Raw genomic sequence first — 15,535 nt, forward strand, 5'->3', positions numbered from 1 at the left:
CGGGCCCTCCTCGGGTCACACCTACTGTTGCCGGTAGGGCACGCCGTCCGCCGCCGGCGGCCGGGAGCGGCCGACCAGGCCCGCCACCGCGAAGATGGTGACGAGGTAGGGGAGCATCAGCATGAACTGGCTCGGCACGGGGGAACCGATGGCCGAGAGCACACCCTGCAGGTTCGTCGCGAAGCCGAAGAGCAGCGCGGCGAGGGTGGCGCGGATCGGGTCCCACTTGCCGAAGATGACCGCGGCCAGCGCGATGTAGCCCGCTCCGCCGGTCATCTCGCGGTTGAAGCCCGCGACCGAGACGAGGCTGAAGTACGCCCCGCCGAGGCCGGCGATCGCGCCCGCGAGCAGGATCGTGCGGTAGCGGGTGAGGTTGACCTTGATGCCCACCGTGTCGGCCGCCTTGGGGTGCTCGCCGACCGCGCGGACCCGGAGGCCCCAGCGGGTGCGGTAGAGGGCGTAGGCGACCAGCGCGACCACGGCGTACAGCACGTAGACGAGCGGGGTCTGGCGGAACAGGATCGGGCCGATCAGCGGGATGTCGCCGAGGATGGGGATCGGGAAGGCGCGCAGGCGCTCGGGGGAGTTGAGCGACTCGGCGTTGGGGGTGAGGACCTGACGGAACATGAAGTTGGTCAGGCCCACCACGAGCACGTTGAGCACGACGCCGACGATGACCTGGTCGACGAAGTAGGTGATCGCGAAGAGCCCGAGGATCAGTGCCACCAGCGCACCCGCCACGGCAGCCGCGACCAGGCCCGCCCACGGGGAGCCGGTCGACGACGCGGTGATGGCGGCGGCGAAGGCGCCGAGCAGCAGCTGGCCCTCGATGGCGATGTTGACCACGCCGGCCCGCTCACCCAGCACGCCGCCGAGAGCGCCGAACACGAGCGGGATGGCGAGCGCCACCGCACCACCGAGGAGGCTGACGAGCCGGATCCGGCCGTCGGCCGCGGCCCAGCTGAGGAAGCCGGTCATCCACGCGATCGCGAAGACGATCGGGATCCACCCGGGCTGGCGCAGGTGGGAGAGCATCCGGCGTACGGCCTCGGCGGTGAGCGCGAGGCAGATGACCACCATCACCCAGGCGGTCGGACCCGAGGGCACGACGATGTCGGGCAGGGTGACGAAGTCGCTGTCGGCCGCGAGCTGGAACGTCGTGTCGCCGGAGTGGCTCGAGCGGAGCAGGATGCCGGCGAGCAGCAGCGTCAGCACGCCGAGCGCGATCGGCAGCTTGCGCGCACCCGCGCCACGGGCGGGCGTCACGACGGTGTCGGGCGCGAGACCGCCGCTGTCAGGGGTCGGCTGGGCGGTCACGGTGCTCACTTGGCCTCCTGGGCGGGGAGCCGGAAGATCGCGCGCACCAGGGGAGGGGCGGCGAGGAAGAGGACGATCAGCGACTGGACCACCAGCACCAGGTCGACCGAGATGTTCTCGGACGCCTGCATGGTGAAGCCGCCCGCCTTGAAGGCGCCGAACAGCAGACCGGCGGCCAGGATCCCGAGCGGACGCGAGCGTCCGAGCAGCGCCACGGTGATGGCGTCGAAGCCGATGCCGGCGTCGAGGTCGAGAGACACACCGCTCGGCACCGTGCCGAGCACCTGGTTGACGCCCGCGAGGCCGAGCAGCGAGCCGGCGATCATCATCACGACGGTGTAGGTGCGCCCGACGTTGATGCCGGAGGCGCGAGCCGCGTGCGGGTTCTCGCCGACGGCACGGATGCGGTAGCCCAGCGTGGAGCGGTTGAGCAGCCACCACGCGACACCGACCGCGATGAGCGCGAGGACGAAGCCGAAGTGCAGGTTGAACTGCTCGCCGAGCACGTCGGGCAGCACCGCGCTGTCCTTCATCGGCGGCGACTTCGGGTTCACCGAGCCGGACGTCTTGAGCAGCCACTCCTTGGTGAGGGCGTAGAAGAGCAGGTAGTAGCCGACGTAGTTGAGCATGATCGTGACGATCACCTCGTGCGCACCGGTGCGGGCCTTGAGGAGGCCGGCCAGACCGCCCCACAGGGCGCCGGCGGCCATGCCGACGAGCACCGCGAGCGGCAGGTGCACGACGAGGGGCAGGTCGAGCTGGAAGCCGACCCAGCCGGCCGCGCCACCCGCGATGAGCATCTGGCCGCGGCCACCGATGTTGAACAGCGACGCGCGGAACGCGAGGCCCACGCCGAGGCCGCCGAGGATGAGCGGGCCGGCGAACTTCAGCGTCTCGGTGAGGGGGCGCCACTGCTGGGCGGGCTCGGCGAGGTTGTAGTTGAAGATCGCCCCGCGGAACATCGCGCTGTAGGCGCCGGAGATGGCCTCCCAGACGGCGGAGAAGAAGTCGGAGGGCCGGGCCGTGAGGTAGCTCGCGGTCTCGTGCACGCCCTCGTCGATCGCGGCGATCATCACCGAGCCGACGAAGATCGCGAGGAACACGGCAAGGACGCCGGCGAGTGCGTCGCCGGAGGCGATCTCGCGCAGCAGGGAGCGCGAGCGCTCACCGCGGGCGTCGTGCGGGTCGACCTCGGGAGCGTCGGTGGCCGGCTCGTCGGTCACGACGGGCGAGTCGGGGTTCTTCTCCGACTCGGGCGTCGGCTGGTCCTTGTCGCTCACGCGACCACGTCCTTCAAGTCCTTCGGGCGTTCGCCGGTCATCATGAGTCCGAGGGTCTCGCGGGGGGTGTCGGCGGGGACGACGCCGACGATCCGGCCGCGGTAGAGCACCATGATGCGGTCGGCGAGCGCGACCACCTCGTCGAGCTCGGTGGAGACCACCAGGACCGGGATGCCGCTGTCGCGGGTCGCGACGATCTGCTTGTGGATGAACTCGATCGAGCCGACGTCGACGCCGCGGGTGGGCTGCGCTGCGACGAGAAGGCGCAGGTCGCGCGAGAGCTCGCGCGCCACGACGACCTTCTGCTGGTTGCCGCCCGAGAGGTTGGCGGCCAGCGAGTCGATGTCGCGCGCGCGGACGTCGTAGGCCTTGAGCGTCTTCTGCGCGAACTCGCGCAGCGCGTTGAGGCGCAGGCTGCCGTTCTTGACGAACGGCGACTTGAAGCTGCGGTTGAGCATGAGGTTCTCGGCGATCGTGAACCCGGGCACCAGGCCGTCGACCTGGCGGTCCTCGGGGATGAACCCGACGCCGGCGTCGAGGATCTGCCGCGTCGAGCGACCGACCAGCTCGAGCCCGTCGAGGATGACCGAGCCGGTGACGTCGTCCTGGAGGCCGAGCAGGGCCTCGGTGAGCTCGGTCTGGCCGTTGCCCTGCACGCCGGCCACGCAGAGGACCTCCCCGGCGCGGATGGTGAAGCTGAGGCCGTCGACCTGGGCGTGACCGGCCAGGTCGGTGACGCGCAGGTCCTTGACCACGAGCGCGTCGGCGCCGAGGTTGGGCTCGTCCTTGTGGACGACCAGCTCCACCGGCCGGCCGACCATCATCGAGGCGAGCTCGGCATTGGTCGCGGTGGGCTCGGCCTCGCCGACGACCCTGCCGAGGCGGATGACGGTGATCCGGTCGGCGACGGCGCGCACCTCGCGGAGCTTGTGGGTGATGAAGACGATCGCCTTCCCGGCCTCCTTGAGCTGGCGCATGATCTCCATCAGCTCGTCGGTCTCCTGCGGCGTGAGCACGGCCGTCGGCTCGTCGAAGACGAGGAGCTCGGCGTCGCGGGAGAGAGCCTTGATGATCTCGACCCGCTGCTGGACGCCGACGGGGAGGTCCTCGACGAGGGCGTCGGGGTTGACGTGGAAGCCGAACCGGTCGGAGATCTCGGTGACGCGCTCGCGTGCGGCGTCGACGTCGAGGGATCCGGCGAAGCCGGTGGACTCGTTGCCGAGCATGACGTTCTCGGCGACGGTGAAGACGGGGATGAGCATGAAGTGCTGGTGGACCATGCCGATGCCGGCGGCCATCGCGTCGCCGGGGCCGGTGAAGTGCTGGACCTCGCCGTCGAGCTCGATCTCGCCCTCGTCGGCCTTGTAGAGGCCGTAGAGCACGTTCATCAGCGTCGACTTGCCGGCGCCGTTCTCGCCGAGGAGGCAGTGGATCTCGCCGGGCTCGACGGTGAGGGAGATCGAGTCGTTGGCCACCACGCTGCCGAAGCGTTTGGTGATGCCTCGCAGGACGAGTCTCATGGCATCGCATCCTAGGGGTCGGAATGTGCGCGAGAAGCGCGCGGAGAAGGGTAACCGTGGCGGGCCCGGCGCCACTGCCCCGAGATGTGCCAAAGGTCGGGCCGGAGGTCTGGCAACTGGGCCTGCGGGGGCGGGGGAGAGCGCCCACCGGAGGGCCAAAAGAGAGGGAGGCCGACGGTTCCGTCGGCCTCCCTCCGTGTTGGAGCGTGGTGCTGGTCAGCCCAGGTAGGACTGGACCTCGATCGAGCCGTCGATGATGCCGGCCTTGACCTCCTCGAGCTGACCGGCGAGCTCGGGGCTCACCTTGTCCTCGAAGTTGTGGAACGGCGCGATGCCGACTCCGTCGTTCTCGAGGGTGCCGACGTAGGGCTCGAAGTCGAACTCGTCGTTGCCCGCGGCCAGGACGGCCTCGTAGGTCGAGACCTTCATGCCCTTGAGGATCGAGGTCATGACGTAGTCCTGCGTGCTCGGGTCGGTCTCGTAGAGGTCGGCGTCGACGCCGATCATGGCGATGTCCTTGCCCGAGTCCTCGATCGCGGTGATGGCGCCCTGGTAGATCGGGCCACCGACGGGCAGGATCACGTCGACGTCCTGGTCGAGGATCTGCTTGGCGGTGCTGGTCGCGGCCTCGTTGGCCTCGAAGCCACCGGTGAACGAGCCGTTCTTGCCGTCCCAGCCGACGACCTCGACGTCCTTGCCGTTCTCCTCGGCGTAGTACTCGGCGCCCTGCTTGAAGCCGTCCATGAAGATGGTGACGGTCGGGAAGGGCATGCCGCCGTAGGTGCCGACCTTGCCGGTCTTGGTGTAGTCGGCAGCTGCGTAGCCGGCGAGGAACGCGGCCTCGGCGGTGTTGTAGAGCAGGGGCTTGATGTTCTCGACGTCGGCCTTGCCGTCGAACGTCGCGCCGTCCTCGCCGCCGTCGGCGGAGTCGTCGATCAGGACGTACTCGATGTCGGGGTTGGCCTCGGCCGACTCCTTGGTGGCGGACGCCAGCGCGAAGCCGACGGTCACGATGACGTCGCAGCCCTCGCCGACGAGGCTCTCCAGGTTGGAGGTGTAGTCGTTCTCGCTGTTGGACTCGACGGCCTTCAGCTCCGCACCCAGCTCCTCGGCGGCCTGCTCGGCACCCTCGAAGCCGAGCTGGTTGAACGACTTGTCGTCGAAACCGCCCGCGTCGGACACGATGCAGGGCAGGAAGTCGGTGGCGGCCTCGCTGCTGCCGCCCTCGCTCCCGGTGGTCTCCTCCTCGGGTGCGTCGCCGCACGCCGCCAGGGTCGCGGCCGCCAGCAGGGCCACGAGGCCGCTCGAGGCGACCTTCCTCGACTTCTTCACAAATGCCTCCAAGTTCGTGCCCCTGAGTGGGGTCGCTTTCGGGCAGCATGATGCCTGCCACGACGCACCCCGTCACGCGGTTCGGAACTTCCGAAATGCGTTTGAGACATAAAAGTCACCGGAGAACTTTCGGCGGAACCTGCCAAAGACTGTCGCTTCCACGTATGCGCCATAGTGGCCGCGTGAAGCAGCAGGAGTGGGACGAGCTCAGGGCCGCCGCGGTCGAGGTGATGGGACGGGCGTACGCGCCGTACTCACACTACGCCGTCGGCGCGGCCGCACGCGTGGACGACGGCCGCGTCGTGGTCGGCTGCAACGTCGAGAACGCGGCGTACGGGGTGGTGCTGTGCGCCGAGTGCGGCCTCGTGTCCCAGCTCTACGCCAGTGGCGGTGGGCGGCTGACCCACTTCGTGTGCGTCAATGGGGCGGGCGAGATCATCATGCCGTGCGGCCGGTGCCGCCAGCTGCTCTTCGAGCACGGCGGCCGAGACCTGCTGGTCTGGACCGTCTCGGGGGTCAAGCCCATGTCCGAGGTCCTGCCCGACGCCTTCGGGCCCGACGACCTGAACGACCTCGCCACGAGGGTCGCAACGAGGGAAGGAACCCAGTAGTGCCCGCACACGACGCGGTCGAGGTGATCCTCGCCAAGCGCGACAAGCACGAGCTCAGCGACAGCCAGATCGGCTGGGTGATCGACGCCTACACGCGCGGCGAGGTCGCCGACGAGCAGATGTCGGCCCTGGCCATGGCCATCCTGCTCAACGGCATGAACCGCACCGAGATCGCGCGCTGGACCGCCGCGATGATCGCGTCGGGGGAGCGGATGGACTTCTCGGCGCTGTCGCGCCCCACCGCCGACAAGCACTCCACCGGGGGCGTCGGCGACAAGATCACGCTCCCGCTCGCCCCGCTCGTCGCTGCCTGCGGCGTCGCCGTGCCCCAGCTGTCGGGCCGCGGTCTGGGCCACACCGGCGGCACGCTCGACAAGCTCGAGTCGATCCCCGGCTGGCGCGCGGCGCTGAGCAACGAGGAGATGTTCGCGATCCTCGAGGACGTCGGCGCGGTCATCTGCGCGGCCGGCGACGGCCTCGCGCCCGCTGACAAGAAGCTGTACGCGCTGCGCGACGTGACCGGCACGGTCGAGGCGATCCCGCTCATCGCGAGCTCCATCATGAGCAAGAAGATCGCCGAGGGCACGGGCGCGCTGGTGCTCGACGTCAAGGTCGGCAGCGGCGCCTTCATGAAGGACCTGACGACCGCGCGCGAGCTCGCCGAGACGATGGTGGCGCTCGGCACCGACGCCGGCGTGCACACCGTCGCGCTGCTCACCGACATGGACACCCCGCTCGGCCTGACGGCCGGCAACGCCGTCGAGGTGCAGGAGTCGGTCGACGTGCTCGCCGGCGGCGGTCCCGCCGACGTGGTCGAGCTGACCCTGGCCCTGGCCCGCGAGATGCTCGCCGGTGCGGGTCGCGACGACGTCGACCCGGCCGACAAGCTCGCCGACGGCTCGGCGATGGACGCCTGGAAGAGGATGATCCGCGCGCAGGGCGGCGACCCGGACGCCGCGCTGCCGCAGGCCAAGGAGTCGCACGTCGTCGCCGCACCCGCCAGCGGCACCCTCACCCGCCTCGACGCGATGGCGGTCGGCATGGCCGCGTGGCGCCTCGGCGCCGGCCGGGCCCGCAAGGAGGACCCGGTGCAGGCCGGCGCCGGCGTGGTCTGGCACGCGCGTCCCGGTGACGCGGTCACCGAGGGCGAGCCGCTCTTCACCCTGCTGACGGACGAGCCCGAGCGCTTCGACCGGGCGCTCGCCTCGCTCGAGGGCGGCTGGACGGTGTCCGACGAGGCGGGCGACGGCTCGGCCCACGTCGCGCGGGACCTGGTCATCGACCGCATCGCCTGAGTCCCCAACTCTGGGGGTTCACGGCCCGATCCGGCCGGGGGCTCCCCCGATCGGCCTAGCCTCCCGCAAGACCTGTGGGAGGTTGTCATGGACGATTCGGGTTCACCATGAGCACGGCGGACGAGTACGACCGCGACCTTCCGCCGCGGGTCCTGCTCGTGGTCGGGATCGTGCTCCTGCTGCTCACGGGACTGGTCATCGGTGGCGGAGTGGCCTACCTGCTGTGGGCGTCTCCGGACGAGACGGAGGCGGCGAGCGACGGGTGCACCCGCTACCGCAGCGTGGACCTCACGGTGGCGGCGGAGATGTACGACGTGGTGGTCGATGCCCTCGACGACGTGGCGCCCGAGTGCACGTCGATCGAACCCGCCGTGCGGTCCGGCGCGGAGGTGGCCCTCGGCGTGTCCACGGGTCGCGCCCTCCCCGACATCTGGATACCGGAGTCCCACATCTGGCTGGGCCGCGCCCGCCTCGGCGAGGAGGCCCGCGTACGTGTGCTGGCGCCCAGCCTCGCGAAGACCCCGGTGCTGCTGGTCGGCGGCTCCCGTGCCCGCCGGTTCGCCACGTGGGGCGACGCGGAGGCCTCGGGCCTCGTGACGGTCCCGGACCCGGAGGTCTCCACGGTGGGTGCGCTGGCCCTGGTGGCCCCGTTGGCCGAGGCTCGCGCGAGCGGTCGGACGCCCGCGGAGGCGCAGCAGATGGTGGTGCCGTTCGCGCAGACGTACGGCGCCCGGCGCGCACGGGGAGCCGACGAGCAGGTGTGGCCGGCCATGTTCAGGCCGCTGTCGCCCAGGCTCGTCGTGACCACCGAGCAGGAGCTGGCCCTCACGGAGGGAGGGCGGCGCCTGCGTGACCTCACGCCGGCCGTCGGTGCCCCGGTCCTGGACTTCCCCCTCGCCGTCCGGGAGGACGCGGCGCCCGGGGCGCGAGAGGTGGCGCTGGGCCTGCTGGGCCACCTGGTGAGCGAGGAGGGTGCCAGGGTCCTGGTGGAGCAGGGCCTCCGCCCCGCGCGCGGTGAGGCACCCGCCGCGACCCGCTCCGACGTCTCGGCCTACCTGCCCACACCCACCGCCAGGACGGTCGTCACCGCGGTGCAGTCGTGGAAGACGCTCGCGGTCCCCTCGGCCATCCTGGCCGTCGTCGACGCGTCGGGATCGATGGACTACGACGCCGGGAACGGGACGAGGATGGACCTCCTCGCCGACGCGGCAGGGATCGGGCTCTCGTTCCTGCCGGACCACGCCCGGGTCGGGCTGTGGATCTTCTCCATCGACAAGGGAGGTCCCGGGCAGGACTGGCGGGTCCTGGAGCCGATCCGCCGGCTCGACGACCTCCGCTTCGGCCGCACCCAGCGCTACGCGCTGCGGGAGCGCGCCGCCGAGATGGCGAGCCTCACCGATGGCGGCACGGGCCTGTACGACACGGCGCTCGCCGCGTACAGGGAGGCGGTGCGCAACTATCGCCGCAACTACTCGAACGCCGTGGTGCTCATGACCGACGGGCGCAACGAGGACGCGGGATCCATCGGGCTGGACCAGCTGCTCGCACGCCTCCGGGAGCTGCGCGACCCGGAACGGCCGGTGCGGATCGTGGGCATCGCGATCAGCGAGGACGCCGACCTGGCCGCCCTGCAGCGGATGGCGGAGGTCACCGGGGGCGACGCCTACCTGGCGGCGCAGCCGGAGGACATCCTCGGGGTGTTCGCGCGCGCCGTGCTCTCGCGCTGAGCCGGCGGTGCCTCAGGCGAGCAGGAGCACCACGTGGGCGGCCACGCAGGCAGGCTTGTCGTGGCCGTCGATCTCGACGGTGTGCTCGACGATCAGCTGCTTGCCGGCGGGGAGGTCACGCACCTCGCCGAAGCGCACGTGCGAGCGCAACCGGCTGTCGACGGGCACCGGGCTGGGGAAGCGCACCTTCTCCAGCCCGTAGTTGAGCCGTGCGCCCGGCGTCTCGAGGCGGAAGACCTGCGAGGCGAAGTGCGGGAGCAGGCTCAGGGTGAGGAACCCGTGGGCGATCGTCGTGCCGAACGGGCCCGCGGTGGCCGCCTCGACGTCGACGTGGATCCACTGGTGGTCGAGCGTGGCGTCGGCGAAGGCGTCGATCCGGGCCTGGTCGACCGTGAGCCAGTCGCTGGTGCCGATGTCGGAGCCCGCGGCCGAGGCGACCTCGTCGAGCGTGGTGAAGGTGCGCATGGGCACGAACATAGTCTTGACCATGGCGGACCCTGCTTGGATGTGCCGGTGAGCACTCCGACCCGCGACCAGGTGCAGGCGGCCCCGAAGGTCCTGCTGCACGACCACCTCGACGGCGGGCTGCGCCCGCAGACCATCGTCGAGCTCGCCGAGGAGATCGGCCACGAGCTCCCGGCCGGCGACGCGGAGTCGTTGGGCCGCTGGTTCGCCGAGTCCGCCGACTCCGGCTCGCTGGTGCGCTACCTCGAGACCTTCGACCACACGGTCGCGGTCATGCAGAACGGTCCCGCGATCGCGCGGGTGGCCCGCGAGTGCGTCGAGGACCTCGCCGCCGACGGCGTGGTCTACGCCGAGGTGCGCTACGCCCCCGAGCAGCACGTCACCGGCGGCCTGACGCTCGACGAGGTCGTCGCCGCGGTGCAGGAGGGCTTCGACGCCGGCATGGCGGCGAGCGGCGGCCGGATCGTCGTACGCCAGCTGCTGACCGCGATGCGGCACCAGGCCCGGTCCATGGAGATCGCCGAGCTGGCGATCGCGTGGCGCGACCGCGGCGTGGCCGGGTTCGACATCGCGGGGGCCGAGGCCGGCTTCCCTCCCACCCGCCACCTCGACGCCTTCGAGTACCTCCAGCGCGAGAACGCCCACTTCACCATCCACGCCGGCGAGGCCTTCGGCCTGCCGTCGATCTGGGAGGCCATCCAGTGGTGCGGCGCCGACCGCCTCGGCCACGGCGTACGCATCATCGACGACATCACGGTCCACGACGACGGGTCGGTCGAGCTCGGCCGGCTGGCGGCGTACGTGCGCGACAAGCGGATCCCGCTCGAGATGTGCCCCAGCTCCAACATCCAGACCGGCGCGGCGGAGTCCTTCGAGCAGCACCCGATCGGGCTGCTGACCGACCTGCGCTTCCGGGTCACGGTCAACACCGACAACCGGCTGATGAGCGGCACGTCGATGACGCAGGAGATGCACGGCCTGGTCGAGGCCTTCGGCTACACGCTGCAGGACCTGCGGTGGTTCACGATCAACGCGATGAAGTCGGCGTTCCTGCCCTTCGACGAGCGGCTCGCGATCATCGACCAGGTCGTCAAGCCGGGCTACGCCGCCCTCATCGACGCTCCTGTCGAGGGACAGTTGCCACGCGCTCCGCGGTGAGCTCGGCGTAGGCCTGGTCGCCGGTCGCGCGGCGACAGCCCTGCCGCACCGCGTGGGCGACGACGCGCTGCTGGTCGCGCATCAGCGCCAGCCCGCGGCGTACGAGCACGAGCGGCGGCTTGCGGTGCTCGCGCAGGTCCCGGGTGAGGCGTCGCCAGAACGTCTGGAGCGGGTGCTGGGTGATGCAGTAGGCCGCGGCGAGCATCCCCTCCTCGCGACAGGTGGCCACGACGTCGGGGGCGAAGATGCCCTCCGCGACGAAGCGGGTGCTGTCGCCGAGGTCGACCGCGCGCGAGCCGTGGCGGCCGTTCTGGGCGATCTCGTAGATCGGCACCTCGCTGCGCCCCGTCGCGCACAGCTCGCGCAGCGCGGCCAGCGCGTCTGCCTCGTGCCAGGAGTCGGGGTGGTCCCAGTCGACGAGCCCGGCGTTGGCGCCGGTGGTGATCCGCGGGAGCGTGGGATCGTCCCCGTCCTTGTAGAAGTCGTCGAGGCGCAGGACCGGGAGGCCGAGGCGTTCGGCGAGCCGGGACTTCCCTGCGCCGCTCGGGCCGGCCAGGACCACCACCTGGGCGTGTGTCATTTGTTACGCACTCGTTTCGTCGTTCGGCCACGGACGGTCGGGCAGGAGATTAGTCTCGCCCAAACCCCCGATTGACGTTCTTGTGGGAGGACATCATGAGTCTGGACGACTCGACCGCGCCCGAAATCGCGGACACCTCCGGCGGCCCCAGTGGGCGCTCCGGCAAGACCTTTGTGCTGGTCGGGCTCGTGCTCGTGCTCGTGCTGGGCATCATCGGCTTCCTCGCGATGCGCGGGGAGGGCAGCGAGCCCGAGGCCGACTGCATCTCCGAGGTGGTCACGCTGACCACCGCACCGGTGATGGAGGGCCTCGTCAAGGAGGCCGTCAAGGACGTCAACGCCGACGAGCCCTGCATCGACATCCAGGTCACGGCCGGCTCCGTGAGCGACGTGGTGGCGCTGCTGAGCGACCCTGCCGCCGAGCTGCCCGAGCTGTGGATCCCCGACAGCCCGACCTGGAAGGGCCAGCTGACCTCGGCCGGTTGGACCGGTGCGCCGATCGCCAAGGTGCTCGCCCAGACGCCGGTCGGCCTCGTCGGCGGTCCGGCCGTGAAGGCGCCCGCATCGTGGGCCTCAGCCCTCGACAGCGGCAGCCTCGCCATGGCCGACCCGAGCGCCGAGGGCGCCTCGGCCCTGGCGCTGCTCGCGCCCTACGCCGAGATGAAGAAGACCGGCGAGACGCCCCTCACGATCGAGGAGAAGACCGTCCCGGTCGCCCAGACGTACGGCGAGCGCGCCGTCGCCGGCAGCGCCAACCAGACGGACCTCGCCACGATCACGGCGTCGAGCACGCAGCTCGTGCCGGCCACCGAGCAGGCCTACCTCACCGCGCGCCGCAGCAACGACCAGCTCAACCTGGTCGCGCCGAAGACCGGCGTGCCGATGCTGCAGTACCCCCTGATCGACGTGAACCGCGGCAGCTCCGACCTCCTCTCGTCCGGCGGTGACCTGTCGGCACGCGTCGGTCGCGCGCTGGGTCGCTGGTTCGCCTCCAGCGCGGGCGTCGAGGCCATCGCGGCCGCCGAGCTCCGCGGGCCCGAGGGCAGTCCGCTGCCCAACGAGATCGGCCTGGGTGACGCCACGGTGCTGAGCACCGTCGCGCAGAAGACGACGGACGACACCCTGCGCCAGTGGCGCGTGCTGTCGGTCCCCTCGAGCATCCTCGCGGTGGTCGACCTGTCCGGCTCGATGAAGCTCGGCATCGGCGACACCACCCGCATCGGCCTGGCCGTCACGGCCTCGCAGGTCGCGCTCGACGCCTTCCCGGCCCAGGCCCGCATCGGCATCTGGGGCTTCTCCAAGAACCGCGGCGAGAACGGTGCGTCGTGGGCCGAGTACGCCGCCCTCGACCGCCTCGACGCCCCCGCCGAGGGCGGGGAGGTCCACGGAGACGTCGTACGCCGCGAGGCGGCCGCGCTCGCCGGCCGCGTGCGCGGCGGCACCGGCGTCATGGACACGACGCTCGCGGCGTACAAGCACGCGCAGAAGCTGTGGGACCCGGCGTGGTTCAACTCCGTGGTGATCTTCACCGACGGTGCCAGCGACGACTCCAGCTCGCTGTCGCTCGAGGCGCTGGTCAACCAGCTGAAGACCCTGCGCGACCCGGCCAAGCCGGTCAAGGTGATCGTCATCGGCATCTCGCAGGACGCCGACACCGGTGAGCTCGAGCAGATCGCCGCGGCGACCGGCGGGCAGAACTACCTGGTGAACAACCCCAACGAGATCCTCGGGGTGCTCGCCTCGGCGCTGCTCAACCGCTGATCGGTCGGCGTCTCCCCGCTCACGGGGAGTCCCCGCTCGAGCGGGGAGTCCGTCACTTGTCGGCCGTTGCAACGGCCTCAAGGTGTCGGACTACCCCACCAAGTGCGACCTCGACCACGCACGAAGGCCCCCCGGAGAATCTCCGGGGGGCCTTCGTCGTGGGTGTGCGGGCGGCTCAGACGCCGATCGGGTGCCAGACGGTCTTGGTCTCGAGGAACTGCGTCATCCGGTCGAGGCCGGGCTCGGCGAGCCAGTCGGTGCCGGGGGAGGGGCGGCGTACGCGCTTGAGGTTGTCGGCCGCGGCCACCTCGAGCTCGGTGGCGAGCTCGGCGTCCTCGACGCCGGTCAGGTCGATGCCGTTGACGTCCATGTGCGAGGCCAGCCACGGGGCGATCTCGGCCTGCGAGCCGGTGAGGACGTTGACCACGCCGCCCGGGAGGTCGCTGGTGGCCATGACCTCGCCGAGGGTGATCGCGGTCAGCGGGTTGTCCTCGCTGGCGATCACCACGACCGTGTTGCCGGTGATGATCAGGGGCGCGACGACGCTGACGAGGCCGAGCAGGGCGCCGCGCGGCGCGACGACGGCGATGACGCCGCTGGGCTCGGGGGTCGACAGGTTGAAGAAGGGGCCGGCGACCGGGTTGGCGTTGCCGACGACCTGGGTGATCTTGTCGGCCCACCCGGCGTACCAGACGAGGCGGTCGATCGCGGCGTCGACATAGGTGCGCGCCTTGGCCGCGGTGATGCCCTCCGCGGCGCGGAGCTCGGCCTCGAACTGCTCGCGGCGGCCCTCGAGGACCTCCGCGATGCGGTAGACGACCTGGGCCCGGTTGTAGGCGGTCTTCCCCGACCAGCCGCCGAACGCGGCGCGGGCGGCGACGACCGCGTCGCGGGCGTCCTTGCGGGAGGCCTGCGCGGCGTTGGCCAGCAGGCGGCCCTTGGCGTCGTTGACGACGTAGGAACGCCCCGACTCCGAGCGGGGGAACGCGCCCCCGATGTAGAGCTTGTAGGTCTTGCGGACGTCGATGCGGCTCACTGGTCAGCTCCCTTGAGGTAGGCCTCGAGCCCGTGGCGGCCACCCTCGCGGCCGTATCCGGACTCCTTGTAGCCGCCGAACGGCGAGGTGGGGTCGAACTTGTTGAAGGTGTTGGCCCAGACCACGCCGGCCCGGAGGCGGTTGGCCATCGACAGGATCCGCGAGCCCTTGTCGGTCCACACGCCGGCGGACAGGCCGAACGGGGTGTTGTTGGCCTTCTCGATCGCCTCCGACGGCGTGCGGAAGGTCAGCACCGACAGGACCGGGCCGAAGATCTCCTCGCGGGCGATCCGGTGGGCCTGCGAGACGCCGGTGAACAGCGTCGGGGGGAACCAGAAGCCCTTCGTGGGCAGGTCGCAGGCGACCTCCCACCGCTCGGCACCCTCGGCGTCGCCGACCTCCGACAGCTCGCGGATCCGCTTGAGCTGCTCGCCGGAGTTGATCGCGCCGACGTCGGTGTTCTTGTCGAGCGGGTCGCCCATGCGCAGCGTGGACATCCGGCGCTTGAGGCGCTCGAGCACCTCGTCGGCCACCGACTCCTGCACCAGCAGGCGGGAGCCGGCGCAGCACACGTGGCCCTGGTTGAAGAAGATGCCGTTGACGATGCCCTCGATCGCCTGGTCGAGCGGGGCGTCGTCGAAGACGATGTTGGCGGCCTTGCCGCCGAGCTCGAGGGTGACCTTCTTGTCGCTGCCGGCGACGGCACGGGCGATGGCCTTGCCGACCTCGGTGGAGCCGGTGAAGGCGACCTTGTCGACGTCGGGGTGCGACACGATGGCGCGACCGGTCTCGCCGGCGCCGGTGACGATGTTGACCACGCCGGGCGGGAGGTCGGCCTGCTGGCAGATCTCGGCGAACAGCAGCGCGGTCAGCGGGGTGGTCTCGGCCGGCTTGAGCACGACCGTGTTGCCGCAGGCGAGCGCCGGGGCGATCTTCCACGCCAGCATGAGCAGCGGGAAGTTCCACGGGATGACCTGGCCGGCCACGCCCAGCGGGGTCTCGCCGTAGCCGGAGTACTTCAGCTTGTCGGCCCAGCCGGCGTAGTAGAAGAAGTGGGCGGCGACGATCGGGACGTCGACGTCGCGCGACTCCTTGATGGGCTTGCCGTTGTCGATCGACTCCAGGACGGCGAGCTCGCGACCGCGCTCCTGGATGATCCGTGCGATCCGGTAGAGGTACTTGGCGCGCTCGGCGCCCGACATCCGCGACCAGACCCGGGTGTACGCCCGACGCGCGGCCTTCACTGCCTCGTCGACGTCGGCGTCGTTGGCCTCCGCGACCTCGGCGAGGACCTCCTCGGTGGCCGGGTTGACCGTCTTGAACGACGTGCCGTGGCCGTCGACGAACTCGCCGTTGATGAACAGGCCGTAGGACGGCTTGATGTCGACGATCGCGCGCGACTCGGGCGCGGGGGCGTACTCGAAGACGTTGGTGGGGGTGGGGGTGCTCATCGG

13 protein-coding genes are annotated in these 15,535 nt (G+C 70.9%); 5 read left to right on the forward strand and 8 right to left on the reverse strand.

Translation table 11 applies throughout. The annotated features are described in order from the left end of the window. Positions 1 to 21: 21 nt before the first annotated feature. The 4 genes from AC57BS_RS15845 to AC57BS_RS15860 all read right to left on the reverse strand — a co-directional run bounded on the left by AC57BS_RS15845 (position 22) and on the right by AC57BS_RS15860 (position 5,449). Entirely contained in the window at positions 22 to 1,326 is a 1,305-nt protein-coding gene (locus tag AC57BS_RS15845) for an ABC transporter permease (RefSeq protein WP_496412395.1), read from the reverse strand. Continuing rightward, positions 1,323 to 2,597: an ABC transporter permease gene (locus AC57BS_RS15850; RefSeq protein WP_496412396.1), complete on the reverse strand. Its 1,275-nt coding sequence runs from the start codon at positions 2,595 to 2,597 to the stop codon at positions 1,323 to 1,325. Before AC57BS_RS15850 ends, AC57BS_RS15845 begins: the two co-directional genes overlap by 4 nt. Beyond that, positions 2,594 to 4,117 carry an ABC transporter ATP-binding protein gene (locus tag AC57BS_RS15855; RefSeq protein ID WP_496412397.1) on the reverse strand — a complete coding sequence of 508 codons (1,524 nt, stop codon included), beginning with the start codon at positions 4,115 to 4,117 and terminating at the stop codon, positions 2,594 to 2,596. Before AC57BS_RS15855 ends, AC57BS_RS15850 begins: the two co-directional genes overlap by 4 nt. Before the next feature lie 216 nt (positions 4,118 to 4,333). Then, the gene (locus tag AC57BS_RS15860; protein ID WP_496412398.1) at positions 4,334 to 5,449 is read right to left on the reverse strand and encodes a BMP family lipoprotein; all 1,116 of its coding nucleotides are present in this window, start codon (positions 5,447 to 5,449) and stop codon (positions 4,334 to 4,336) included. Between the two features lie 164 nt (positions 5,450 to 5,613). Between AC57BS_RS15860 and AC57BS_RS15865 the strand changes: the two genes are divergently transcribed. The 3 genes from AC57BS_RS15865 to AC57BS_RS15875 all read left to right on the forward strand — a co-directional run bounded on the left by AC57BS_RS15865 (position 5,614) and on the right by AC57BS_RS15875 (position 9,082). Further along, complete coding sequence (locus AC57BS_RS15865) at positions 5,614 to 6,060, forward strand: cytidine deaminase (protein ID WP_496412399.1); 447 nt, start codon at positions 5,614 to 5,616, stop codon at positions 6,058 to 6,060. Then, positions 6,060 to 7,355 (forward strand): thymidine phosphorylase, encoded by a 1,296-nt coding sequence (locus AC57BS_RS15870; protein WP_496412400.1) that lies wholly within the window; start codon positions 6,060 to 6,062, stop codon positions 7,353 to 7,355. Before AC57BS_RS15865 ends, AC57BS_RS15870 begins: the two co-directional genes overlap by 1 nt. 107 nt (positions 7,356 to 7,462) lie before the next feature. Then, positions 7,463 to 9,082, forward strand: a complete 1,620-nt coding sequence (locus tag AC57BS_RS15875; RefSeq protein ID WP_496412401.1) for a VWA domain-containing protein — start codon at positions 7,463 to 7,465, stop codon at positions 9,080 to 9,082. Positions 9,083 to 9,094: 12 nt separating this feature from the next. Here AC57BS_RS15875 and AC57BS_RS15880 read toward each other — a convergent pair whose 3' ends face one another. Next, positions 9,095 to 9,547 (reverse strand): MaoC family dehydratase, encoded by a 453-nt coding sequence (locus AC57BS_RS15880; protein WP_496412402.1) that lies wholly within the window; start codon positions 9,545 to 9,547, stop codon positions 9,095 to 9,097. 42 nt (positions 9,548 to 9,589) lie between these two features. Here AC57BS_RS15880 and AC57BS_RS15885 point away from each other — a divergent pair, with 42 nt between their 5' ends. Next, positions 9,590 to 10,705 (forward strand): adenosine deaminase, encoded by a 1,116-nt coding sequence (locus AC57BS_RS15885; RefSeq protein WP_496412403.1) that lies wholly within the window; start codon positions 9,590 to 9,592, stop codon positions 10,703 to 10,705. On the opposite strand, the gene AC57BS_RS15890 is transcribed toward AC57BS_RS15885, so the two are convergent. Then, complete coding sequence (locus AC57BS_RS15890; RefSeq protein WP_496412404.1) at positions 10,659 to 11,285, reverse strand: ATP-binding protein; 627 nt, start codon at positions 11,283 to 11,285, stop codon at positions 10,659 to 10,661. The two genes, AC57BS_RS15885 and AC57BS_RS15890, sit on opposite strands and share 47 nt — an antisense overlap. Positions 11,286 to 11,380: 95 nt before the next feature. Here AC57BS_RS15890 and AC57BS_RS15895 point away from each other — a divergent pair, with 95 nt between their 5' ends. Continuing rightward, the gene (locus AC57BS_RS15895; RefSeq protein WP_496412405.1) at positions 11,381 to 13,045 is read left to right on the forward strand and encodes a substrate-binding domain-containing protein; all 1,665 of its coding nucleotides are present in this window, start codon (positions 11,381 to 11,383) and stop codon (positions 13,043 to 13,045) included. 175 nt (positions 13,046 to 13,220) lie between these two features. Here AC57BS_RS15895 and AC57BS_RS15900 read toward each other — a convergent pair whose 3' ends face one another. Then, on the reverse strand, positions 13,221 to 14,081 hold the full coding sequence (locus AC57BS_RS15900; protein ID WP_496412406.1) for an aldehyde dehydrogenase family protein: 861 nt from the start codon (positions 14,079 to 14,081) through the stop codon (positions 13,221 to 13,223). Continuing rightward, a complete protein-coding gene (locus tag AC57BS_RS15905; protein WP_496412407.1) occupies positions 14,078 to 15,532 on the reverse strand; it encodes an aldehyde dehydrogenase family protein in 1,455 nt (484 codons plus the stop codon). The genes AC57BS_RS15900 and AC57BS_RS15905 overlap by 4 nt, the downstream gene beginning before the upstream one ends. Positions 15,533 to 15,535: the final 3 nt, after the last annotated feature.

The sequence above is a fragment of the Nocardioides sp. BGA-UO-ETr-FS32 genome (assembly GCF_059567905.1).

Excerpts from the sequence above, each read along its gene's own strand:
- AC57BS_RS15855 (WP_496412397.1), bottom strand. The coding sequence starts at position 4,117 with ATGAGACTCGTCCTGCGAGGCATCACCAAACGCTTCGGCAGCGTGGTG.
- AC57BS_RS15865 (WP_496412399.1), top strand. The coding sequence starts at position 5,614 with ATGCGCCATAGTGGCCGCGTGAAGCAGCAGGAGTGGGACGAGCTCAGG.
- AC57BS_RS15875 (WP_496412401.1), top strand. The coding sequence starts at position 7,463 with ATGAGCACGGCGGACGAGTACGACCGCGACCTTCCGCCGCGGGTCCTG.
- AC57BS_RS15880 (WP_496412402.1), bottom strand. The coding sequence starts at position 9,547 with ATGCGCACCTTCACCACGCTCGACGAGGTCGCCTCGGCCGCGGGCTCC.
- AC57BS_RS15890 (WP_496412404.1), bottom strand. The coding sequence starts at position 11,285 with ATGACACACGCCCAGGTGGTGGTCCTGGCCGGCCCGAGCGGCGCAGGG.
- AC57BS_RS15895 (WP_496412405.1), top strand. The coding sequence starts at position 11,381 with ATGAGTCTGGACGACTCGACCGCGCCCGAAATCGCGGACACCTCCGGC.
- AC57BS_RS15905 (WP_496412407.1), bottom strand. The coding sequence starts at position 15,532 with ATGAGCACCCCCACCCCCACCAACGTCTTCGAGTACGCCCCCGCGCCC.